At 63.5% G+C, this 23,479-nt stretch carries 18 protein-coding genes; 6 read left to right on the forward strand and 12 right to left on the reverse strand.

Annotated elements, in window-relative coordinates:
- On the forward strand, window positions 1–918 hold a 918-nt coding region (locus tag QM659_RS10830), incomplete at its 5' end, for a cation diffusion facilitator family transporter (RefSeq protein ID WP_415188438.1).
- Between the two features lie 95 nt (window positions 919–1,013).
- Here QM659_RS10830 and yiaY read toward each other — a convergent pair.
- A complete protein-coding gene (gene yiaY, locus QM659_RS10835) occupies window positions 1,014–2,165 on the reverse strand; it encodes an L-threonine dehydrogenase (protein WP_415188439.1) in 1,152 nt (383 codons plus the stop codon).
- A 330-nt stretch (window positions 2,166–2,495) separates the two neighbouring features.
- Here yiaY and QM659_RS10840 point away from each other — a divergent pair, with 330 nt between their 5' ends.
- Window positions 2,496–4,439: a sigma-54-dependent Fis family transcriptional regulator gene (locus QM659_RS10840; protein ID WP_415188440.1), complete on the forward strand. Its 1,944-nt coding sequence runs from the start codon at window positions 2,496–2,498 to the stop codon at window positions 4,437–4,439.
- A gap of 39 nt (window positions 4,440–4,478) precedes the next feature.
- On the opposite strand, the gene QM659_RS10845 is transcribed toward QM659_RS10840, so the two are convergent.
- The 4 genes from QM659_RS10845 to QM659_RS10860 form a co-directional block, all read right to left on the reverse strand.
- Entirely contained in the window at window positions 4,479–5,342 is an 864-nt protein-coding gene (locus tag QM659_RS10845) for a hypothetical protein (RefSeq protein WP_415188441.1), read from the reverse strand.
- A 189-nt stretch (window positions 5,343–5,531) separates the two neighbouring features.
- Window positions 5,532–6,611 carry a FecCD family ABC transporter permease gene (locus QM659_RS10850; RefSeq protein WP_415188442.1) on the reverse strand — a complete coding sequence of 360 codons (1,080 nt, stop codon included), beginning with the start codon at window positions 6,609–6,611 and terminating at the stop codon, window positions 5,532–5,534.
- On the reverse strand, window positions 6,608–7,483 hold the full coding sequence (locus QM659_RS10855; protein WP_415188443.1) for a heme/hemin ABC transporter substrate-binding protein: 876 nt from the start codon (window positions 7,481–7,483) through the stop codon (window positions 6,608–6,610). Before QM659_RS10855 ends, QM659_RS10850 begins: the two co-directional genes overlap by 4 nt.
- Window positions 7,484–7,493: 10 nt before the next feature.
- Window positions 7,494–8,450 carry a ChuX/HutX family heme-like substrate-binding protein gene (locus QM659_RS10860; protein WP_415188444.1) on the reverse strand — a complete coding sequence of 319 codons (957 nt, stop codon included), beginning with the start codon at window positions 8,448–8,450 and terminating at the stop codon, window positions 7,494–7,496.
- A 309-nt stretch (window positions 8,451–8,759) separates the two neighbouring features.
- Between QM659_RS10860 and lgt the strand changes: the two genes are divergently transcribed.
- Window positions 8,760–9,611: a prolipoprotein diacylglyceryl transferase gene (gene lgt / locus QM659_RS10865; RefSeq protein WP_415188445.1), complete on the forward strand. Its 852-nt coding sequence runs from the start codon at window positions 8,760–8,762 to the stop codon at window positions 9,609–9,611.
- Between the two features lie 312 nt (window positions 9,612–9,923).
- Window positions 9,924–11,351, forward strand: coding sequence for a DHA2 family efflux MFS transporter permease subunit (locus QM659_RS10870; protein ID WP_415188446.1), 1,428 nt, complete (start codon window positions 9,924–9,926; stop codon window positions 11,349–11,351).
- A gap of 30 nt (window positions 11,352–11,381) precedes the next feature.
- Here the strand turns inward: QM659_RS10870 and QM659_RS10875 are convergent, their stop codons facing one another.
- Both QM659_RS10875 and thrS read right to left on the reverse strand, forming a co-directional pair.
- Window positions 11,382–12,641 carry a type II CAAX prenyl endopeptidase Rce1 family protein gene (locus QM659_RS10875; RefSeq protein WP_415188447.1) on the reverse strand — a complete coding sequence of 420 codons (1,260 nt, stop codon included), beginning with the start codon at window positions 12,639–12,641 and terminating at the stop codon, window positions 11,382–11,384.
- Between the two features lie 268 nt (window positions 12,642–12,909).
- On the reverse strand, window positions 12,910–14,832 hold the full coding sequence (thrS, locus tag QM659_RS10880) for a threonine--tRNA ligase (protein ID WP_415188448.1): 1,923 nt from the start codon (window positions 14,830–14,832) through the stop codon (window positions 12,910–12,912).
- Window positions 14,833–15,075: 243 nt separating this feature from the next.
- On the opposite strand from thrS, the gene uvrA reads away from it, so the two are divergent.
- The gene (uvrA, locus tag QM659_RS10885) at window positions 15,076–18,027 is read left to right on the forward strand and encodes an excinuclease ABC subunit UvrA (RefSeq protein WP_415188449.1); all 2,952 of its coding nucleotides are present in this window, start codon (window positions 15,076–15,078) and stop codon (window positions 18,025–18,027) included.
- A 12-nt stretch (window positions 18,028–18,039) separates the two neighbouring features.
- On the forward strand, window positions 18,040–18,714 hold the full coding sequence (locus QM659_RS10890; RefSeq protein ID WP_415188450.1) for a cation transporter: 675 nt from the start codon (window positions 18,040–18,042) through the stop codon (window positions 18,712–18,714).
- 228 nt (window positions 18,715–18,942) lie between these two features.
- On the opposite strand, the gene QM659_RS10895 is transcribed toward QM659_RS10890, so the two are convergent.
- The 5 genes from QM659_RS10895 to hflK form a co-directional block, all read right to left on the reverse strand.
- A complete protein-coding gene (locus tag QM659_RS10895; RefSeq protein ID WP_415188451.1) occupies window positions 18,943–19,209 on the reverse strand; it encodes a hypothetical protein in 267 nt (88 codons plus the stop codon).
- Between the two features lie 95 nt (window positions 19,210–19,304).
- Entirely contained in the window at window positions 19,305–19,628 is a 324-nt protein-coding gene (gene yidD, locus QM659_RS10900) for a membrane protein insertion efficiency factor YidD (RefSeq protein WP_415188452.1), read from the reverse strand.
- Between the two features lie 3 nt (window positions 19,629–19,631).
- Window positions 19,632–21,059: a trypsin-like peptidase domain-containing protein gene (locus tag QM659_RS10905; RefSeq protein ID WP_415188453.1), complete on the reverse strand. Its 1,428-nt coding sequence runs from the start codon at window positions 21,057–21,059 to the stop codon at window positions 19,632–19,634.
- A gap of 187 nt (window positions 21,060–21,246) precedes the next feature.
- Window positions 21,247–22,194 (reverse strand): protease modulator HflC, encoded by a 948-nt coding sequence (gene hflC, locus QM659_RS10910; RefSeq protein WP_303486335.1) that lies wholly within the window; start codon window positions 22,192–22,194, stop codon window positions 21,247–21,249.
- Entirely contained in the window at window positions 22,191–23,318 is a 1,128-nt protein-coding gene (gene hflK, locus QM659_RS10915; RefSeq protein WP_415188454.1) for an FtsH protease activity modulator HflK, read from the reverse strand. The genes hflC and hflK overlap by 4 nt, the downstream gene beginning before the upstream one ends.
- Between the last annotated feature and the right edge of the window lie 161 nt (window positions 23,319–23,479).

The raw sequence follows: 23,479 nt of genomic DNA on the forward strand, positions 1-23,479 counted from the left end.
CATTCGCACGCTCACGGCCATGCGCACGGCCACGCCCATGCCCCGCAGAACTTCCAGTCGGCCTTCGCCATCAGCGTGGCCCTGAATATCGCGCTCGTCGTGGCACAAGCCGTGTACGGTGTGATCGCGAACTCCGTGGCGCTCCTCGCCGACGCCGGACATAACCTCTCCGACGTGTTCGGCCTGCTCCTTGCCTGGGGTGCCGCCACGGCGGCGAAAAAGGCGCCGACCGAGCGCTTCACCTATGGCTATCGCTCGACGTCGATTCTCGCCGCGCTTGCCAACGCCATCATTCTCCTGATCGCCGTCGGTGCCATCGCGCTGGAGGCAGTGCGGCGGTTTTTCTACCCCGAGCCGGTCGCGGCGGGTGGCGTGATGATCGCCTCCGCCATCGGTGTGGTGGTAAACGGCGGCACGGCGCTTTTGTTCATGCGAGGGCGCCACGGCGATATCAACATCCGCGGCGCCTATCTGCATCTTGCGGCGGACGCGGGCGTTTCAGTGGGTGTGCTGCTGTCGGCCTTCGTGATCTGGCAGACGGGCTGGATGTGGATCGACCCGGCGGTGAGCCTTGCCATCGCGGGCGTCATCGTGGCGGGCACCTGGGGGCTGTTGCGCGATTCGGTGAACATGGCGTTGCAAGGCGTGCCGCCCGGTATCGATCCGGGCGCGGTGCGACGCCACCTCGAAGCGCTGCCCGGCGTTGCCTGCATCCACGATCTTCACATCTGGGCGATGAGCACCACCGAAAGCGCGCTGACCTGTCATCTCGTGATGCCAGGGGGGCATCCGGGCGACGCGTTCATCGCGCGCGCGGGCCAAGACTTGCACGCCGGTTTCGGCATTCAGCATGTCACGCTGCAGATCGAGTACGGCGATGCCGAGTCCTGCGTGCTCGCGCCGGACAATGTGGTTTGAGGCGGCCGCGAGGACAAACAAAAGAGGCTCGGAGCCAACGCCAGACTCCGAGCCAATCCGTCCTTTTGGGAGGGGCGGACGGAAACCGTTGCGAACTATGCCGCCGCGCGGAAGATCGCCTCGATCTCGGCTTGGGTGGCCTGTTTCGGATTGGTGAAGCCGCAGGCATCCTTCAGGGCGTTGGTGGCGAGTATGGGTACATCCTCGTCCTTCATGCCGAGTTCGGTGAGGCTCGCCGGAATGCCTATATCCGTTGAAAGCCGCTGGATCGCATGGATGCACGCATCGGCGCCTTTCTCGTCCGACATGCCCGTGGTGTCGACGCCCAGGGCGTGACCCACATCCTTGAGCCGCGTTGCGGCGACCTCCGCATTGTACCTCTGAACATGCGGCAGCAGGATTGCGTTGCAGACGCCGTGCGGCAGGTCGTAGAAGCCGCCGAGCTGATGCGCCATCGCATGCACATAGCCGAGCGATGCGTTGTTGAACGCCATGCCCGCCATGAAGCCCGCGTAGGACATCGCCTCGCGAGCGGCGAGGTTCTGCCCGTCGGCGACCGCGTCGCGAAGGTTGTTCGAGATGATAGACACGGCTTTCAGCGCGCAGGCGTCCGTGATGGGCGTGGCGGCGATGGAAACGTAGGCCTCTATGGCGTGGGTCAGCGCGTCCATGCCGGTGGCGGCGGTCAGCGGCGCGGGCTTGCCGAGCATCAGCACGGGATCGTTGACCGAGAGGATCGGCGTCGTGTGCCGATCCACGATGGCCATCTTCACGTGACGGTCCTCGTCGGTGATGATGCAGAAGCGCGTCATTTCGCTCGCCGTGCCCGCCGTGGTGTTGATCGCGATCAGCGGGAGCTGCGGCTTGGGCGATTTGTCGACACCCTCGTAATCCTTGATGCTGCCGCCGTTGGTGGCTGTCAGCGCAATGCCTTTCGCGCAATCATGCGCGGAGCCGCCGCCGAGCGAGATCACGACATCGCACTCTTCCTGCCGGAGCAGCGCAAGCCCGTCCTCGACGTTCTTCACGGTCGGATTTGGCTGGGCGCCGGGAAAGATCGCGCTCGACACGCCGCGCTCGGTCAGGAGGGAGGCGACTTTCTCCGCAGCGCCGAGCTTGTACATGCCCATGTCCGTAACAATCAGCGCACGCCTGAAGCCCTTGGCCTTCGCGTGATCGGCCGCCCCCGAGAGGCAGCCCGCGCCGAAGAGATTGAGCGAGGGGATGAAAAAAGTGGTTTCCGCCATGGTGCGTTTCCTTCCATGAGAGCTTTTTATCCGGCGCACGCTGGTGCGCCGCGCGGCTTCTCCCGTTCTTCAAGGGGCGGGACGGTCGAGCGCCCTGCTGCGGGACATCAAAGCAGGGACCGTGCCATAGTGCTAAGTATTTGAAATAATGCGAAATTGCGGCGGGTGAACTGTTTCGCCGCGCTGTGGTATTTCGTGACACTGTGCCAGAACGAGACAGGCGCTTTTATAAGACTTATGTTTTTCTTGCGCGTTGGCCGCCTTTTCGGTGACAATGTTACCAAATTCAAAGGATGCCCTCGAAGCGCATCCTGACAGGGAGACATGCCGATGGAGAACGCCGCAAAGGGCGCGTCGTCGTTGGATCGCGCCCGCAAGATGCTGGATCGCGGGGAAATTCCGCCCGCCGCCCTCGTTGGCGCGACCGTCTCGCGAAGCTGGGAACGATGTCTCGGCGCGGGGCTTGTTCCGCGGTTCAATGCGGAAGACCGGATTTCCACCGCGCGCCTGAAGGAAACGCTGGAGCGCCGGCGCGAGCTTCTGACACGCGCGCGTCCCGTCATGGACTATCTCTATGCGCAGGTGCGCGGCTCCGGCAGCATGGTCGTCCTCGCCGACGAGCAGGGCGTGCTGATCGAGGCGCTGGGCGACGCCGACTTCGTGGAGCGTGCCTCGCGCGTTGCGCTCAAGCCGGGGGCGTCGTGGCATGAAACGAGCCGGGGCACCAATGCCATCGGAACCGCCATCGTCGAAGGCGCGGCGGTGCTTGTGCATGGGGCCGAGCATTTTCTTGAGCACAACCGCTTTCTGACTTGCGCCGCCGCGCCCGTGACGGGTTCGGACGGGCGCATTCTCGGTGTCATCGATGTGTCGGGCCATCATCGCGTACGGCATCCGCACACGTCGGGTCTTGTCAGCGCGGCGAGCCATATGATCGAGAATCGCCTTTTCGAACTTCACCACGAGAGCCACATGCGGCTTCGGCTTCATCCGCAGGCGGAAGGCATCGGCACGCTCGCCGAAGGGCTTGTCGCGCTCGCCGAGGACGGCCGCATCGCCGGTGCGAACCATGCGGCGCGCGTGCTTCTCGACCTCCGGGCCGAAGACATCGGAAGCGCCGCGATCGGCGCCGTCCTGTCGCTCGACATGGCGCGCCTTTGCGATCTCGCGCGCCGCCAGACGGGCCGCGTCGAACCCACCGTCAGCCGCGCGGGGCGGCCTCTGTGTCTTCGCATCGAACCGGGCAGCCGGATCGCTCCGCCGCGCCGGCGGGAGACGCCGCTTGCCCTGCCGCTTCGGGATCCGCTCGCCGACCTCGACACGGGCGACGAGACGATGAAGCTCGTGATCGACCGGGCCCGCAAGGTGGCGGGCAAGCCGATCCCGATCCTGCTTCAGGGCGAGTCGGGCGCAGGCAAGGAGCGCGTTTCCGCCGCTATCCATGCTTCCGGGCCGCGCAAGGATGCGCCGTTCGTCGCGGTGAACTGCGCGGCGTTGCCGGAACACCTGATCGAATCGGAGCTGTTCGGATATGCACCGGGTGCCTTCACCGGCGCTCGCCGCGAGGGATCACCCGGCCGCATCCGCGAGGCGAACGGCGGCACGCTGTTTCTCGACGAGATCGGTGACATGCCGCTTTCGCTGCAATCGCGCCTCTTGCGCGTGCTTCAGGAGCGCGAGGTGGTTCCGCTCGGCGGCGGCAAGCCCGCGAAGGTGGATTTTGCCCTGATCGCGGCGAGCCACAAGCCGCTCAAGGCCGAGGTGGAGGCAGGACGCTTCCGCGCCGATCTCTATTATCGGCTGAACGGCCTTACACTGAAGCTTCCGGCGCTCCGCGAGCGCACCGATTTCGCGGCCATCGTCGCGCGCATGCTCTCGGCGTTCGAGCCGGGAAGGTCGCTGATGCTGGCGCCGGACGTGGCCGCCGCGTTTGCCCGCTATCGCTGGCCGGGCAATCTGCGCCAGCTTTCGAATGCGCTGCTTTTTGCATGCGCCGTGGTCGACGAGGGTGAGGTCGTGATCGGCTGGCGGCACCTGCCGGACGACCTGATCGAGGATCTTCAGAACCTCGATACCCCGTCCAGGATGGCGGATGACGCCTGCGCAGCCGACTCGCTTCGCGCCAGTTCCGACATCATGATCGAGCGGGCCGTGCTCGCAAGCGAAGGCAACATGTCGGAGGCCGCGCGCCGTCTCGGCATCAGCCGCAACACGCTCTACCGCAGGCTCAAGGCTTGCCCGCGACCGCGCCCGAAGACGCGCCCGCTACAGTAAGCACGCGATAATCCAGATAGCCTCAAGTCATGTCGTCACTTATTCTACAATGCGAGTGTCATATGAACGATAGCTCTTGAAGAGAGCCTTTGTGTCGTGAAAATATTGATAAAGCTTAACGCGATATGGATTTATTGCGATACAGGGGCGCGTTGCATCAATCTCGCCGCCATTCCTTCGTAAAAGCCGTTTTATTTGGGAATGCATATAGCGTTTTTTACTTCGATTAAAGTAATGATTGATCCAGGGGGCGATGGGCTCCGCAGCAAGGCCATGCAACCCGATTGCATCCGCCAAAGCCGACTGTTCCAGTGTGCGCTGCCAATCGCGCGTGGGCAGAATTTCATCGATGATGTGAAGTGTGTCTTCGATGAGCGCTTCGCCCCAACCTGAACGAACGCCGATCACGCCGCTATTGCATTCAAAGCAGGTCCGATTTTCCGTATGGCGGTCCTGATGCGGAAACGGCTTCGTCACACGCTGCGCATAGGCAGGTGCCGTGGCACTGCTGATTTCGTGCACGATAGGCCCGTCGCCTATCCTGTCGCGGATAGCACGCACGAAGCCAGGCAAAATGAACGTATCCGTATCCAGAAAAACACAGGTGCCGCCGAACTGTTTGATGGCGTGAAGCATTATCCATGGCTTCGCGCGGAAGAGGTAGGAATGCGGCCCCATCATTTCGGCCATGACCGCACTGACATCTTCTACCTGAACAGGGATGTTCTTGTAATCGGCCGGAACATTTGTGTAAACGACAATCGAAGAATTATCATCGAGGTCGGCGCGAAGGGTAGAGATACTATACAAGGCTTCCAGATACAGGACGCGCGGCTCTGACGTCGAAAGTCCGCCCTGCTTCGCAAGATCCAGATATAAAAAAGTGAGCTTATCGCTATTCATCTCATCACAGCCTCTCGCCTGATCCCTACGGGTATTATGGGGGAAGCATTCATCGTGCAATCGAAAAGCCGTGAGCGCGCCCGCCTGAGATCGGGGCCAGAGCCAGGCTCTTTGACACGCAGGAAACTGGCGGCGCGCGCAGGGTAGGGCGGCTTTTGTTGCGGTAAGTCGGAGGCGGCGCGTCAGCCGCTACAATAGCTCGCGGCGGTAACGGCTCAGCAGCCACAGGAAGAACGGCCCGCCGAGCGCGCTCGTGAGGATGCCGACCGGCAGTTCCGCGGGCGCCACGGCGGTGCGCGCGATGAGATCCGCCGAGACGAGCAAGAGCGCGCCGAGCAGCGCCGATCCCGGCAAAACGACGCGATGATCCGCGCCCGCAAACAGGCGCACGATGTGCGGCGCGGCAAGGCCGACGAAGCCGATGATGCCCGAGACGGCGACGGCCGCGCCTGCGCCGAGCGCCGACAGCATGATGACCTGATTTTTGAGGCGCCCGGCGTTCACGCCGAGATGCTCCGCCTCGCGCTCGCCAAGCAGATAGACGTTCAGAACCGGTGCCAGCCGCAGCAGGAGGACGGATGCCGCGATCATGGCGACGGCGGCGGGGATGAGGCTCGCCCAGTTCGTGCGTCCGAGGCTGCCCAGCGTCCAGAACGTTACCTGACGAAGCTGTTCGTCCGAGCTCGCGAAGGAAAGATAGCCGAGCGCCGCGCCCGCTATCGCGTTGATCGCGATGCCCGCGAGGATCAGCGACGAGCCGGACAGCGCTCCCGCTCGCCTGGACAGGGCGTAAACGCCGAGAAGCGCAGCCATGCCGCCTCCGAACGCGGCAACGGGAAGCGCGAACGGTCCCGCGATGGCAAGCGCTCCCGGGATCACCGCGTTGCCCAGCACGATCACGAAAGCGACCCCGAGCGCCGCCCCGCTCGACACGCCTATGATACCGGGATCGGCCAGCGGATTGCGGAAAAGCCCTTGCAGCGCCGCGCCCGACAGGCCCAGCACCGCGCCCACGCACAGCCCCAGAACAAGCCGGGGCAGGCGGATGGACTGGACGATTTCGCCATAGGGCCCCTGCGCCTCGTGGAAGGGCGAGAGGGCGCCGAAAACATCGCCGAGCGGGATCGGCACGGCCCCGACGACGAGCCCCGCGAGAGAAGCGACGCTGAGCCCCGCCGCGAGGCATACGAGAAAAAGCCGCCTCGTTCTGATCTGCGCCGCGCGCATGTCGCGGATGCGGGCACTCACTTCTATGGCTGCGCTTGTCACAACGCTTTCTTCTCCGCCGCTTTCTCACGGATGGCGTGGGCGAAATCGGACAGCGCCTGCGGCAGGCGCGGGCCGAAGCTCAGGAGATAGCTGCCTTCGCGGCCGAAGATGCGCTTCTCCTTCGCGGCGGGGGTGAGCCGAAGCGCCGCATTGCTCGCCACCGCGTCGACGCCGCCCATCTGTTGCAGCGTCTGATCCATCAGTCCGATGGCATCGGGAGAGGCTGCCGCTGCTGCTTCGAGCGAAATCGGCTTGTAGCCGGTGTGCGCTGCGAAGACATTCTCGCCACCCGCGAGCCGGATCAGCGAGTCGGCTGCGGTGCCCGTACCGGCGGCCATAGGCGGCCCGCTGCCAGCGGTGATGATGAAGAGAACGCGCGGGTGGCCGGGCAGGTCCGCGATCTCGGCTTTGACCTTCGTCAGGTCTTGTACAAGCCTTGTCGTGAGCGTCGCTCCTGCCGCTTTCGCGTTCAGCGCGTCCGCGATGGTCGTCACCTTCTGGATCAGGCCCTCGGCGCTGTGCGGATCGGGGACGCGTACCACGCGAACGCCCGCGGATTCGATCTGTTTCAGCACCTCGGCGGGGCCTGCACTTGCGGCAGCGATCACGATATCGGGCTTCAGCGACAGCACGCCCTCCGCGCCGAGCTGGCGCATGTAGCCGACATCGGGCAGGGCACCGGCCTCGGCTGGATATGTCGAGGTGGTGTCGCGGCCGACGACGCTGCTTCCTTCGCCGAGCGCAAACACGATTTCTGTGACGTCGCCGCCAACTGTGATGACGCGCTTGCCGCCGTCGGCTGCCCGGACCGGGGAAAGCGCGGCTGCCAAAAGAGCGGCCATAAGCAAAAGGAGCCGCGATACAGGCTTCATTCGAACCTCTCTACGCTGCATCGAAAAGGGGAAGGCTGGCGGCTATTTCGAGCCACGCCGGGGACTGTAACTGGTCGGAGCTTTGTGCGCTAAAGACCCGCACGATGCGAAGCCCTCGGGCGTCGAAAAGGTCGAGCGAGGTGAAGATCCCGTCAGCGGAGGGCTCGCGCGCTACCCATGCGGAACAGATGGCCGCTTCATGCAGGTGCATGTTGAAGCGTGGATCGAGGATATTGTACCAGGGGCCTGTCGCCATGACCTTGGCGATTGGCCCGGTGTAACTCTGGATCGCGCCGGAATTGCCGACGACGACGCCGATGGGCGTTGCCGTTGCCGCCGCCTTTTCGAGAGCGGCGCGGAGCGCGCGCGGGGCAACGCGGGTACGGTGGCCGGGCATTGGATCCGGTGGCGCAAGGCGGGAAGGCGTCACGTCGAGTTCGTTCGATTGCTCGGCGTGCATGAAGTGCCCGACGATGGCGTCGAAGGCCGCGCGGTCGGTGTTCTCGGTCTGGTAGACCTTGTGCACCGCCGTGCCATCCGCGTCGAAAAACTGAAGGCTGGTCATGATCATGCCCATCTCGCCTTCGTCGGTGAGCTTGTAGGCGTGGCGCCAGTGGCCAAGGAAGAGCTGAAGCTCCAATCCCTCGCCGCGCACGCTGACGGCGTCGCCATCGATGGCGACGGTTTCGAACGTGCCGTGCTTCTCGTGGACGCAATGCTCGTTGCGCGTAAGCGCCAGCACCTCGCCGACGCCGGATAGCGCGCGAACGATGTCTGCGAAATCGGGTTCTAGGCGGATGGCCTCGTGCCCAACTTTTGCCGCCACAAATTCCGCCTCGCTGACGCCGAGACGTGTGGCGGCGTCGCGCGCGCGCAGTTTTTCCGCTTCCCTCAGACGAAGTATCGCTTCCCTGAGTGCGCCGCCCCGAAGCCGCTCGCCACGGGCCGGAATGCCGTCCTCCAACATCCGGTCCTCCTCCGCCTGAATCTTGCCGGAGTATAGTCTGCGGCGAAGGGGGTATTCAATGGTAAATATCTAATTTAGAACGATAATATGTTTAATATGAGCCAGATGCGCGATGGTAACGAAGCGCCAGGAAAGCAGCAACGAAGCGTTTATCTCGCGGCGGGGCAGCTCTCGCCCGGGCTTTTTTCACGGATGGACCTTGCGCGGAGCCGTCGCGGTGTAAGGCGCGGCGTCGCCCCCCAACCGCCGGTTGGCGGTCGCTCCATCTCCTGCTAAAGCGGAGCTAGGCGAAGCGCGGGAGGCTCGGCGATGGACCTGATGGCGATTGCATTTCCGTTCAACGACCCCGTGGCGGTATATATCGGGCCGCTCGGCATCCGCTGGTATGGCCTTGCCTACATGGCGGGGCTGCTGCTCGGCTGGCTCTACATGCGCCGTCTCTGCGGAAACGAACGCCTTTGGGGCGGCCCGTCGCCGATGACGCCTTATCAGGCCGACGACTTCCTTTTCTGGGCGACGCTCGGCACCGTTCTGGGCGGGCGGCTCGGCTTCTTCCTGATGTACGAACCGACAATGCTGCTGCACGATCCGCTGCGCTTTTTCCGCCTCTGGGAAGGCGGCATGGCGTTTCACGGCGGATTGCTCGGCGTGGGCGCGGCGATCTGGATTTTCGCGCGGCTGAACCGCATCCCCGTGCGCTCGCTGATGGACCTGGCGGCGGCGGCGGTGCCGTTCGGGCTCTTCTTCGGGCGGCTCGCGAATTTCATCAATGGCGAGATTTACGGGCGGCTCAGCGATGTTCCTTGGGCGGTGGAGTTTCCCGCGCGCGTGCTGCTGGCGGGCGACGCCGCCGGGCCGCGCCACCCGACGCAGCTTTACGAGGCAGCACTCGAAGGTCTCGCGATGTTTTTCCTGTTGCGCTATTTCACGCATACGCGGCTTGCGCTGGAACGGCCGGGGCTCGTGACCGGCGTCTTTCTGGCGGCTTATGGGGTGTTCCGCATCGTCGCGGAGTATTTCAAGGAATGGGACTTCGGCCAGTTCTTCACGACGGCTTATTTCTCGGAAGGCGTGGTGTATTCGCTGCCGATGATTGCGCTGGGAGTTTGGTTCGTGGCGACGGCACGGCGGGGGAGCGGGAAGGAGCCGGCAACGGCATAAAGCGGGGGCGCTGATCTCATCCGCGAGAGGGTTCGGGGCGCGTTCGAGCGATGGAAGCTTCGGGGCACCGTTCTTGCGAACAACGTCGGCTTTCTCTCCTGTCTCCGGCGATCGATGCTGACTTGACGCGGGCCGACACAAGAACGCTTTGGGCTCTTCGGCGCGCCGTTACGCGAAAGCGACCGGTACGCTTCGCCGCCGCTACTTGATCGCCTATATATGGACGGCAGACGCTCCCTTTCTCCGGGAGCGGCTGCGATATCCACCCGCCAACCGCGCCATTCCCGCAGAACAGTTCGCCATGCCGCGCCCATGATCATTCCTCTCGTCGTTGCCTGCGGGCTGTTCATGGAAAGCCTCGACGCGACGGTCATTGCCACGTCACTGCCAGCCATCGCGGCGAGCCTCAACGAAGACCCGATCACGCTGAAGCTCGCGATGACGAGCTACCTTCTCAGCCTTGCCGTGTTCATCCCGATTTCCGGCTGGGTGGCGGACAAGTATGGCGCACGCAGGGTTTTCATGGCGGCTATCGTCGTCTTCGCGGCGGGATCGATGCTGTGTGGACTGTCGAACGGCCTGCCCGAGTTCATAGCCTTTCGCATCCTGCAAGGAATTGGCGGGGCCATGATGGTGCCGGTTGGCCGGCTCCTGATCCTCCGCTCCGTGCCGAAGCATGAGTTGATCCGCGCCCTGGCATGGCTGACGATCCCGGCGATGTTCGGCCCGGTGGTCGGGCCGCCCCTCGGAGGTTTCATCACGACCTACCTGGACTGGCGCTGGATCTTCTACGTGAACGTGCCCATCGGAGCGCTCGGCTTGTTCCTGTCGTGGCGTTTTTTCGAGAACATACGCGAGGAGCGCTCGCCACCGCTCGACAGGACGGGCTTCGTTCTATCCGGCCTCGCGCTGGCCGCCATCGTGTTCGGGCTCGCGCTTCTGGGCGAAACTCACGAGTCCATGCTGACGGGCGCGGCCATGACGTTGGGGGGCGTCTTTTTCGGCGCCGCGTATGTGCGTCATGCTTTTCGCGTCGACAACCCGGTGATCGACCTCAGGCTTCTCGGCATTTCCACATTCCGCGCCGGGGTGATAGGGGGGTCGGTGTTCAGGATTGGGATCGGCGCGATGCCGTTCCTTTTGCCGCTGATGCTGCAACTCTGTTTTGGGCTTTCGCCGTTTCAGTCGGGCATGCTCACGCTTGCAGCGGCGGCAGGCGCGCTCGTCATGAAGACGACGGCACCGGTGATCATCCGGCGCTTCGGGTTTCGCAATGTGCTGATCGTCAACGCCGCCGTCAGTTCGGCGTTCATCGCTCTGTCGGGCTTTTTTACCGACGCGACTCCACACGCCGCCATCGTGGCCATTCTCCTCGCGGGCGGCTTCTTCCGTTCGCTGGAATTCACGGCCATCAACGCATTGGCCTATGCCGACGTCAAGCCGTCCCAGATGAGCCGCGCGACGAGTTTCGCGAGCGTGGCGCAGCAGGTTTCGCTTTCGCTCGGCGTCGCTATCGGAGCGCTCGTCTTGCAGGCGTCACAGGCGACGAGGGGCGAGCCCGCGCTGACGCAGGCCGATTTCGCAACGTCATTCTGGGTCGTGGCGGCTCTATCGGCACTGGCGACGGTGTCGTTCTGGCGATTGCCCGAAGGGGCCGGGGCATCGCTGTCTTACCGGCCGGAAACCGACCGCGAGGCAGAGTCCTCCGGCGGCGTGCCTGTCGCGGTGAAACACGATTGACAGTCGAAGGATGGCGCCCGACGTCCTGCGTCAGGCGGAAAGGCGCTCCACCATGGTTTCGACGCCGAAGAGGAACATCCCCGAGCCGCCGATGAGAATGTGGGACACCGTCGCCGCCATCAGCGAGTTGGTGCGGGCGAAGATCCATCCCCAGAGAATGCCGGGCAGGAACGCTGCAAGCGCGAAGGCGAGGCTGATATGCGCATGCGCCGCCGCGAACACGAGGTTGGACGCGAGGATGGAGGCCCAGCGGCGTTTCAATTCGCTCCCGTGCAGAAACGCGTAGAGCGGTGCCTGAATGCCGGAACGCGCGACGAACTCCTGCATCGGGGTCAACAACAGATAAACCGCAAGCGCGACCCAGTACCACGCCGAACCGCTCCCCAGATGCCCATCCACCTGAACGTCGGCCCTGTCGATAAGGGGGAGGTCCGCAAAGCTCTGCGTGCTGCTGATGAGCAGCCATTTCACGGTGATGAAGAACAGTATGAACATTGCCGACACGCGCAGCGAATACGCCAATGCCGGACGCCAGTTGCGGAGCTGAAGCCCGAAGAAGCTCAGCGGAAAGCCGCTTGTCGCGATGATGGGTATGAAGGAGAGGCTGAAAAGCAGGATGATGAGCGGCGAAAGCGCGAAATTTGCATGCGCCACGCTTTTGAAGGCCGGCAGGAAACTCAGCGTCAGCGTGTAAAAGGACAGAAGACACAAGGTGGTGACGACGATGTGTCCGACGCCGTTGCGGTACGCGGAGAATTCGTTTTCGAGCTGTAGCGTGTTCACACGCAGGGTCACCGATTCATCGGCATGGCGGGCGATATGGTGGCGAAGCTTGCTCGTCACGATCTCCCTGAGCCGCCTTGTGCGGCGGAGCCGTGCCGAACCGCTGAGGTCGAGCACCGCCACCGTCGCTTCGACCGTCGCCGTGAAGGTCAGTGCGCTCGGCTTTCCGTCGACGAAGGAGAGTTCGCCGAAGATGTCGCCTCGCCGCATCAGGCCGATCTCGTATGACGTGGGCACCCCTTCGATGGGCGAAAGCCCGAGCTTCGTGGCGGCTACCTGCCCTTCGATGACGATGAAAATCTTGCCGGGATTTCGTTGCCCTTCGGCCAAGATCTCCCGACCCGGCTTGAAACGCTTATACTTTACGTGGGGAAGAATGAGCCTGATTTGCGCGCGCGAAAGGCTCGAAAACAGAGCATTTCTGGGAATCTCGATAGTGTTGTTTCTTACCCTCGCGTGAAGGCGAGGCAGGGCCGGGGCGGCCAGTGTATTTGCCAATTCAACCATATGCTCCCAAAACCGCTCTTCAGATTCAGTCTATCGATTTTCTCCAGTGTATGCTCTTCAAAACCGCGTAATGATAAAACGATCCCGCAGTGCATGCCTGTTATGCTTTCGTATGCTACTGAGGGTAGCTGAATCGAACAGGCTTCGCGTTTCACATTTCATTACAATTGGACATGACGGCCGCCCGGGCAGCACGCGGTCCCGACGGCGCGCACAAAAAAGGCCGGGAAAGCCCCGGCCTTTTTGCTCAATCCTTTGACGCGGAACGCTACCGGCGCAGATCCGGCGGCACGGCCTCGGCCGCGATCCGCGCGACGGCCTCGTCGAGCGGCAGCGTCTCCTGCGCCTGGCTGCCGAGCCTGCGCACGGACACGGTCCGCTCTTCCGCCTCGCGCTTGCCGACGACGAACAGCACCGGCACCTTCGCAAGGCTGTGCTCGCGCACCTTGTAGTTGATCTTCTCGTTGCGAAGATCGGTTTCGGCGCGAACGCCCGCCGCCGCCAGCGCCGCCTCGACCTCGCCCGCATAAGCATCGGCGTCGGAAACGATGGTCGCCACCACGGTCTGAACCGGCGAGAGCCACAGCGGCAGATGCCCGGCGTAGTTCTCGATCAGGATGCCGAGGAAGCGCTCCAGACTGCCGAACAGCGCGCGGTGGATCATCACCGGCGTATGCTTCGCGCCGTCCTCGCCGATATAGAACGCGCCGAGCCGCACCGGCAGGTTGAAGTCGAGCTGGATCGTCCCGCATTGCCATTCGCGGCCGATCGCGTCGCGCAGCGTGTATTCGAGCTTCGGGCCGTAGAACGCGCCTTCGCCGGGGTTCAGCGTATAGGGCTCGCCCGCCGCTTCCACGGCGGCCTTCAGCGCGGCCTCCGCCTTGTCCCAGACCTCGTCGGAGCCGACGCGTTTCTCGGGACGCGTGGACAGCTTGATGGCGACGTCCTCGAAGCCGAAGTCGCGATAGATCGACAAGAGGAGGCTGTTCAGATGCACGCACTCTTCCGTGATCTGCTCGGGCGTGCAGAAAATGTGCGCGTCATCCTGCGTGAAGTGCCGCACGCGCATGATGCCGTGAAGCGCTCCGCTCGGTTCGTAGCGGTGCACCTTGCCGAACTCCGCGATGCGAAGCGGCAGGTCGCGGTAGCTCTTCAGCCCGTTCTTGAAGATCTGGATATGGCCGGGGCAGTTCATCGGCTTGCAGCAGAACACGCGCTCGTCGGGCGTCTCGGTGACGAACATGTTCTCGCCGAACTTCTCCCAGTGACCCGATTGCTCCCAGAGCTTGCGTTCCATCATGTCGGGCGAATTCACCTCGACATGGCCGCTCGCGTGCTGGCGGCGGCGCATGAACGCGATGAGCGCCTGGAACACCGTCCAGCCTTTCGGGTGCCAGAAGACCGAGCCCGGCGCCTCTTCCTGCAGGTGGAACAGGTCCATCTCGCGGCCGAGGCGGCGGTGGTCGCGCTTCTCGGCTTCCTCCAGCATGGTGAGGTAAGACTTGAGCTGCTCGTCGCTCGCCCAGGCCGTGCCGTAGATGCGCTGAAGCTGCTCGCGGTTCGAATCGCCGCGCCAGTAGCTTCCCGCGAGGCGCATCAGCTTGAACGCCTTGCCGACCTTGCCCGTCGAGGGCAGATGCGGGCCGCGGCACAGGTCGAGCCAGTCGCCCTGCCTGTAGATCTTAAGATCCTGACCCTCGGGGATGGCGTCGATCAGTTCGACCTTGAAGCCCTCGCCTTCGGCGGCGAAGAAGTCCTGCGCCTTCTCGCGCGACCACACTTCCTTCACGAAGGGCTTATCGGCCGCGATGATCTCGCGCATCTTCGCCTCGATCTTTTCGAGGTCGTCGGGCGTGAAGCTCTCTTCGCGGTAGAAATCGTAATAGAAGCCGTTCTCGATGACGGGGCCGATGGTGACCTGCGTGCCGGGAAAAAGCTCCTGCACGGCCTCGGCCATCACGTGGGCGGCGTCGTGGCGGATGAGTTCCAGCGCTTCGGGGTCGTCGCGGGTGACGATCTTGACGCGCGCGTCGGCCTCGATCGGGTCGGCGAGGTCGGCAAGCTTGCCGTCGAGCGCGACCGCCACGGCCTTTTTAGCCAGCGATTTCGAGATGGATGCGGCGAGTTCCGCGCCGGTGATGGCGGCGTCGAAAGAGCGTGCGGAACCGTCGGGAAACGTCAGCGTAATCATGGTGTGCCTCTCACTCCCGCCTACTTGCGCGGGTAAGATGTTGGGATGCCCCCGTATTGGCTTCTGCGCCGGGCTGTGTCAAGAGCGGGGGAGCGACAATCAAAAAGCACTTCTATCTAAGGTGCGCTCGTTTTGCACCGCTTACTAAGCCGGGCACAGAACGCCCGCCCCTTTAAATTCCGCGCGACCGGGGCGAGTTAAGGCGCTATAACCTGCGGCAGAACGCGCAGGGACAGGACTTCCTTGACACAGACACATATCGCGATACGCGGCGCGCGCGAGCATAACCTCAAGAACGTCTCGCTCGACATTCCGCGCGAAAAGCTCGTGGTCATCACGGGCCTGTCCGGCTCCGGCAAATCGAGCCTCGCCTTCGACACCATCTATGCCGAGGGCCAGCGCCGCTATGTCGAAAGCCTGTCGGCCTATGCGCGCCAATTCCTTGAGATGATGCAGAAGCCCGACGTCGACCTGATCGACGGCCTTTCGCCCGCCATCTCCATCGAGCAGAAGACGACGAGCCGCAATCCGCGCTCCACCGTTGGCACCGTCACCGAGATTTACGATTACATGCGCCTTTTGTGGGCGCGCGTCGGCGTGCCCTATTCGCCAGCGACCGGGCTTCCCATCGAGAGCCAGACCGTCAGCCAGATGGTGGATCGCGTGCTCGAATTGCCCGAGGGCACGCGGCTTTACCTGCTCGCGCCGATGATTCGGGGCCGGAAGGGCGAATATCGCAAGGAACTCGCGGACCTTCAGAAGCGCGGCTTCCAGCGCGTAAAGATCGACGGCACGTTCCACGAGATCCCGGACGCGCCGGCGCTCGACAAGAAGTTCAAGCACGACATCGACGTGGTGGTGGACCGTATCGTGGTGCGCGGCGATATCGGCACGCGGCTTGCGGACAGCTTCGAGACGGCGCTCGAACTCGCGGACGGCATCGCCATCGTGGAATTCGCCGACGCGGCCAAGGCCGAGCCGGAAGCGGACGGCGGCGGCAAGAAGAAAAAAGCCGCCGCGAAGGCGGACGAGCCGCGCCGCATCACCTTCTCGCAGCGCTTCGCCTGCCCCGTTTCAGGCTTCACCATCGACGAGATCGAGCCACGCCTGTTCTCGTTCAACAACCCGTTCGGCGCCTGCCCGAAATGCGACGGCCTCGGCACGGAATTGAAGTTCGAGCCGCAGCTCGTCGTGCCCGATCAGTCGCTTTCGCTGCGCAAGGGCGCGATCGTGCCTTGGGCGCGCACCGGCAACACCTCGCCCTATTACACGCAGACGCTCGACGCCATCGCCGCCCACTTCAACGTCTCCATGGAAACGCCGTGGAGCAAGCTGCCGAAAAAGGTGCAGGACACGATCCTGTTCGGCTCGGGCGGCGAGGTGATCGCCTTCACCTATGACGACGGCATGCGCACCTACACCACGCGCAAGGCGTTCGAGGGCGTCATCACGAATATCGAGCGGCGCTGGAAGGAAACCGACAGCCAATGGGTGCGCGAGGAGCTTTCGCGCTACCAGTCGAACCAGCCTTGCGAGGAGTGCAACGGCTTCCGCTTGAAGCCGCAGGCGCTCGCGGTGAAGATCGACGGCCTGCATATCGGCGAGGCGTCCCGGATGTCGATCAAGGCGGCAAACGACTGGTTCGCGACGCTGTCGGGCAAGCTCACGCCGAAGCAGAACGAAATCGCGACGCGCATCCTGAAGGAGATCCGCGAGCGGCTGCGCTTCCTGAACGACGTCGGTCTCGATTACCTCGCGCTCAGCCGCAACTCGGGCACCCTGTCCGGCGGTGAAAGCCAGCGCATCCGGCTCGCCTCGCAGATCGGCTCGGGGCTGACGGGCGTGCTCTATGTGCTCGACGAGCCGTCCATCGGCCTCCACCAGCGCGACAACGCGCGGCTCCTCGACACGCTGAAGCACCTGCGCGACCTCGGCAATTCGGTGATCGTGGTCGAGCATGACGAGGACGCGATCCTCACCGCCGATCATGTGGTCGACATCGGCCCAGGCGCCGGCGTTCATGGCGGACGCGTGATCGCCGAAGGCACGCCCTCCGAGATCAAGGCGCACCCGGAAAGCCTCACCGGGCAATATCTTACGGGTAAACGAGCGGTGCCGCTGCCGACGGCGCGCCGCAAGATCGACAAGCGCCGCATGCTGACGGTGCGCGGCGCGCGGGGCAACAATCTGAAGGACGTCACGGCCTCGATCCCGCTCGGCTGCTTCACGGCGGTCACGGGCGTGTCTGGCGGCGGCAAGTCCACGCTCCTCATCGAGACGATCCAGAAGGCGGCATCGCGGCGGCTGAACGGGGGAGGCGAGACGCCCGAACCGTTCGACGCGCTCGACGGCATCGAATTTCTCGACAAGGTCATCGACATCGACCAGTCCCCCATCGGCCGCACACCGCGCTCGAACCCGGCCACCTATACCGGCGCGTTCGGCCCCATCCGCGACTGGTTCTCGGGGCTGCCCGAGGCGAAGGCGCGCGGCTATCTGCCGGGACGCTTCTCGTTCAACGTAAAGGGCGGACGCTGCGAGGCGTGCCAGGGTGACGGTGTCATCAAGATCGAAATGCACTTCCTGCCGGACGTCTATGTGACGTGTGACGTCTGCAAGGGCCACCGCTACAATCGCGAGACGCTCGACATCAGGTTCAAGGGCAAGTCCATCGCCGACGTGCTCGACATGACGGTGGACGAGGCGGCGGAGTTCTTCAAGGCGGTGCCGTCCGTGCGCGACAAGATGGAGACGCTGCAACGCGTCGGCCTCGGCTACATCAAGGTCGGTCAGCAGGCGACGACGCTGTCGGGCGGCGAGGCGCAGCGTGTGAAGCTGTCGAAGGAGCTGTCGCGGCGAGCAACCGGCAAGACGCTCTACATCCTCGACGAACCGACCACGGGGCTGCATTTCCACGACGTGGCGAAGCTGCTCGAAGTGCTGCACCAGCTTGTGGACGCGGGCAACACGGTGGCGGTGATCGAGCACAATCTCGAAGTGATCAAGACCGCTGACTGGGTGATCGACCTTGGGCCCGAAGGCGGCGACGGCGGCGGCCGCATCGTGGCTGAGGGCCGCCCGGAGGACATCGCGGAGGCGGAGGCGAGCTATACGGGGCGGTTCCTGAAGGAGCTGCTCCAGCGCCGCCCCGCAGCGAAAGGGAAGGCGAAGGTGTCGGCGCGGGCTGCGGAGTAACGGGAGGAACAGATGGCGGGCTGCTGCAATAACGGTGTTTGCGAGGGGGACACTCGTCGGGGCGGTCCTTCCTTCAAACGCGTATTGTGGATCGTTCTTTTCATCAACGCCGTCATGTTCGTCGTGGAAATTGTCGCCGGTGTCGCAGCGGGGTCAGCGTCCCTGCAAGCCGACGCGCTGGACTTCCTTGGCGACACGGCGAACTATGCGATCAGCTTGTTCGTCGTCGGGCTGGCGCTGCGGTATCGCAGCATGGCAGCGCTGGCCAAAGGCGCGACCATGGGGCTGTTCGGCCTCTGGGTTATGGCAACCGTGGTATGGCATCTGCAAGCGGGGACGGTGCCGGCGCCGCAGACGATGGGCTTGGTCGGCGTTGCCGCGCTCATCAGTAACGCGATCTGTCTCGCGCTTCTCTATGCCTATCGCAACGGCGAATCGAATATGCGCTCGGTGTGGGTGTGTTCGCGCAACGACGTTCTGGGCAACGTTGCCGTGCTGCTGGCGGCACTCGGCGTATTTGGAACCGGCACAGGCTGGCCTGATCTGGTCGTAGCCGCGATTATGGCAGCACTCGGGTTGCAAGGCGCGGCCGTCGTTATGCGGCATGCCACGGCCGAACTGCGTGCAACGAGCCGCGCAGGGCGAACGGCGGCTTCGGTGGAACCCTCGGCCAGCAGCCCGTTTTAGAAACGCCGGGCCGTAGCCACGCACGCCGCGCATTCGTCAACGCGCAGCCTTGCCGGAATATCGGCCTTGTAGGCCTTTTTTCGCTGTTTCATGCAGGCGGGATGGACGCCCAGTCATGCTCTGAGACGGGCGGGGAAAGATAAAGGCGATCAATGGTGGCCGCCTTGTTCATGCGGTGTGCGTCCCGGCTTAACGCATCTTCTGATGCGGGGGCATCGCCTGCGTGAGTTACCGGATTTTCTCCCAAGTGGCCGCCACTGTCGGGGCCACGCATTTTCCCTTCCGATAGAACTTGCCGACGCCGCATTTGCCCGGCGCGGGCTTGACCTTCTTGACCGCGACCGGCGCAGGACAGTCGCCGCAAAGGTAATTCCAGAACGGGCCGTTGAACGTGGTGATCGTGTAGGCCTGAACGCATTGCGCGCTGGCCGATGAAATTGCGCCGGCGCAAGCCATGGCAAGACCGGCGAAGAGCGCGGTTTTAGCAGGACGCATGACGGTTCCCCCGCTTCGAATAATCGACACGTTCGAGAATAGGGGAGAAGCGATAAGGGCCAGCTAAAGCGTGATCGGCAATTTTACGTGCCTGATCAGCTTGTTATGTGATTGCATGGCGTCTGGGAACGCCTGTAGCGCCAAACGCGCCAGGGTGCCCAGAAGGGGATTCCTTGCGTCCGTAGATCGGGCGCAGGATCGTAACCCGAACTTCCCCATGGGTGACATCGGAGGATGCGCCCGATGGTGAGCCAGCCGCCGAACCACGCGCCGTTCTTGTCGATTGCGTCGAGCGCGTATTGCGAGCACGTCGGCATATGGCGGCATCGCGGCCCGATGATCGGCGAGATCGCGTATCGATAAACGTAAACCGGCGCCTTTACGACCGTCTTCAATAATGCTGGAAGGTCGACTGTCACGCCTTAGTCTTCGAGGGAGACGGCTTCGAAGCGGATGGAGCCGCTCGCATCCTTTACCGTCAGCGTCGCTTCGCGCCGCGCGAGCGCCCGCAGCTCGTTCAGGCGCTGGTCGAGATCGTCAGCAGAGCGGATCGGCGCGTGCGCCGCTTCGACCACAAGTTCCCCCGGATTGAGATTTCCGTGCGCCACGATCCGGCTGTCGTCGGCCGAAACGACAGCGCCTTCGGCGTCAGCCGCAAGGCCAAGTCTGGAGCGGCTATCCTCCGACAGGGACTCGAAGCTGATCTTTCCGAGCCTCTGCCGCTTGGCTTTTTGCTGCGCGGGAGGCAGAACACCCGACCAGTCGGCTTCGATCATGCGGCCAACCTTGACCTTGACCGTTTTTCTTTCGCCGGCGCGCTGGATCAGCACATCGGCGTCTTCGCCCACATTGGATTGCGCGATGAAGCGCGGAAGCTGGCGCGCATGTTTTACGGGCAAGCCGGCGAAGGCCAGCACCACGTCGCCCTCCTGCAAGCCTGCGGCTTCGGCGGGGCTTCCCTTGTCGACGCGAGCGATCAGCGCGCCCTCGGCATGGGCGAGATGAAGATGTTCCGCGATATCGTCGCTCGGCGTTTGCAGACGCGCGCCGATCCAGCCCCAGCGAATTTCGCCGTGCTTGCGCAATTGCTCGACAATACGCTTCGCGGTGTTCGACGGAATGGCGAAGCCGAGGCCGATGCTGCCGCCCGACGGTGAGAAAATCGCCGTGTTTATGCCGATGACCTCGCCTCGCGTATTGAAGAGCGGGCCACCGGAATTGCCGCTGTTGATCGAGGCATCGGTCTGAAGGAAATCGTCATAAGGCCCGGCGCTGATGTCGCGGCCGCGCCCCGACAAGATACCTGCCGTCACGGTGCCCTTGAAGCCGAACGGATTGCCGACGGCTATCACCCAATCGCCAATGCGCATTTGCGACGAGTCGCCGAACGAAACGGGCGTCAGCGGCCTCGACGGCTTCGGCGTGATCTTGAGCACGGCGATATCCGTCTTGGTATCGCGTCCGACGATCCTGTCGACCTTCACCTCCGAGCCGTCGGGCAAGGCGACAAAAACCGTGTTGCCGTCCTCGATGACGTGATTGTTGGTGACGATGATGCCGCTCGCGTCGATGATGAAGCCCGAACCGACCGAAGTTTTCTGGAGCACGCTCTGGCCCCCCTTCGGACCGCGCGAGCCCTCGCCGCGGCTTCGCCGGGCTCCCGAAGCGCCGATTTCCTCCGTGACCTGGGCCGACACGCTTACAACCGAATTGCGCACACGTGCGGCAACATCGGAGAAGGACTCGCCGGTTTTCATCTCGACTGCGAATACGGGGTGCGGGGCGGCAAAACTGCCGAGAGCCAGAAGGCTTGCCCCAAGAAGCAGCCGGAGATGATGGTGGATCGCCATTAGCCTCACCTTAAAACACACGAGACAACGCTGCAAACCGCGCCATGCCCTTCGGGTTCCGAAACCGCCGGCAGATGCGGAGGGAATCCGTGCCTGCCTATAAGGTGAGACATAAAGGCGTCGAGTGCAATGTCCTTGCACTCGACGATAGGTAGTGAAAGGTAATATTCCGTTTTCAACGCTTCATTCAGCGCACCGAAGGCGTAGCTGCGGCGGCGCTGGACCCCGTCTGTCCGGCAGGCGAAGGCGTCCTGACGCTTCCGGGTGCCGCGCTCATAGGCTCATTGAAATAACGGAAGAATTCGGACGAGGGCGACACCACGATGCGGGTGTGGCTGCCCTTGAGCGATTCTTCGTAAGCCTGCATGGAGCGGTAGAAGGCGAAGAAATCGCGGTCGCGGCCGAATGCGTCGGCATAGATGCGGTTCCTTTCGGCATCGCCTTCGCCCCGGATGCGCTCGCCGTCGCGATTCGCGTTGGCGGTGACAACGGTCACTTCCTTGTCGGCGGTCGACCTGATGCGCTGCGCCTGCTCGGCGCCCTGAGCGCGCAGTTCGGCGGCTTCACGCTGACGCTCGGTCTGCATGCGGCGGAAGATGGCCTGGCTGTTCGCCTCCGGCAGGTCCGCGCGGCGGATGCGGACATCGACGACATCGACGCCGAAACCGCGAACGTCGTTGTTCACGAAAGCGAGCGTCTGCTTCATGAGCCCCTCGCGCTGATTACGCACGAGATCGATGAAGGTCGCGCGGCCGAGAACGCTGCGGATCGTCGAATCGACGATGGCAGTGAGACGCTGACGCGCGGCAAGTTCGTTGCGGAACGCCCGGTAAAACGCGAGCGGATCGCTGATCCGGTACCGAGCGAAGGCATCGACGATGATACGCTTCTGGTCGGCTGCGATCACTTCCTGCTCCTCGGTCTGAAGATCGAGGATACGCCGGTCGAACTGCACGACCGTCTGCACGAACGGCAGCCGCCAGTAAAGGCCGGGGTTGTCTATCGTGCGGACCGGCTCGCCGAATTGCAGCACGAGCGCGCGATGTGTCTGCGGCACGATGAACGCGGAGAAACCCACCGCGATGACCAGGCCCGTTGCAAGGAGAATGAGGAATCCCACAATCGCGGTTCTCATCGCTGGCCTCCGCTCTGGGTGCGCTGAAGTTCGTTCAAGGGAAGATAGGGCACGACGCCGTTGGTTCCGGATTTCTCATCGATGATGATCTTGTCCATACCGCCCAGCACGCGTTCCAGCGTTTCGAGATACATGCGTTTGCGCGTCACATCGGGAGCCTTCTGATACTCTTCGAAGACCTTGAGGAAGCGCTCTGTCCGGCCCTTGGCCTCTGCCACCGCCTGCTCGCGATAGCCCTGCGCGCCCTGAAGGATGCGCTGCGCTTCGCCTCGGGCTTCCGGCACGACGCGGTTCGCGTAGGATTCCGCCTCGTTTCTGAGCCGCTCCTGATCGGCGCGCGCGGCCTGAACGTCGCGGAAGGCCGCGATGACCTCGCTTGGCGGATCGACCTTTTGCAGATTGACCTGTGTGATGTTGATGCCGGACTTGTAGCTGTCGAGCGTGCGCTGGATAAGCGTCTTGACCGATTCCTCGATGTCCTGCCTGCTCTTCGTGAGGATGGGCTGGATATCGTTCTGGCCGATCACCTCGCGCATGGCGCTCTCGGCGACCGCCTTCACGTTCGGACTGGCATCGAGGCTGTCGCCCTGATTCCGCACGTTGAAGAGGTAAGCGGGCGCGTCCTTGACGTTCCAGAAGACGTTGAAGTTCAGTTCCACGATGTTTTCGTCGCCCGTCAGCATGAGGCTTTCCTCATTGCGGGCAGACGAGCGGATCGCGCCGAATGGCCCGGTCGGGCCGCTCGAAAAGCCGACCTCGACGCGGTTCTGGCGCGTGAACGGAACGATGGTCACTTCCTCGACGGGATAAGGCCAGCGGAAATTGAGGCCGTTCGAAAGCTCGCGGTCGTATGCGCCGAAGCGCTGCACGACGCCGCGTTCGTCCGGATTGATCCGCACCGTGAAGCCGAAATAGCCGACTGCGGCGGCGAGCACGAACAGGAGAAGCCCGATGCCCGCGAAGCCGACACCTCCCGGCACGGCCTGGCGCAGCTTGTCCTGACTGCGGCGCAGGATTTCTTCGAGATCGGGGGGAGGCGAACCACCGCCGGCGGGGCCTTGTCCCCAAGGGCCGCCGCTCGGACCGCCCTTCCAGCCTCCGCCGCCACTCTGATTCCACGGCATAATGCGTTTTCCTTTACCATCGGCGGGTTTAGCCCCGCTTCGCCCCGGCCAGCGGGGCCAGAATTCTGCTCGTAACAGGGTGTTCGAATGTGGCCCGCGTTTGACAATTGCGTGTCAATTTCAGGGCGACCGCCACATTCGGGTGCGGGGCCGGACACACT

This window comes from Rhodomicrobium sp., from assembly GCF_047605405.1.
Lineage (GTDB): Bacteria > Pseudomonadota > Alphaproteobacteria > Rhizobiales > Rhodomicrobiaceae > Rhodomicrobium > Rhodomicrobium lacus.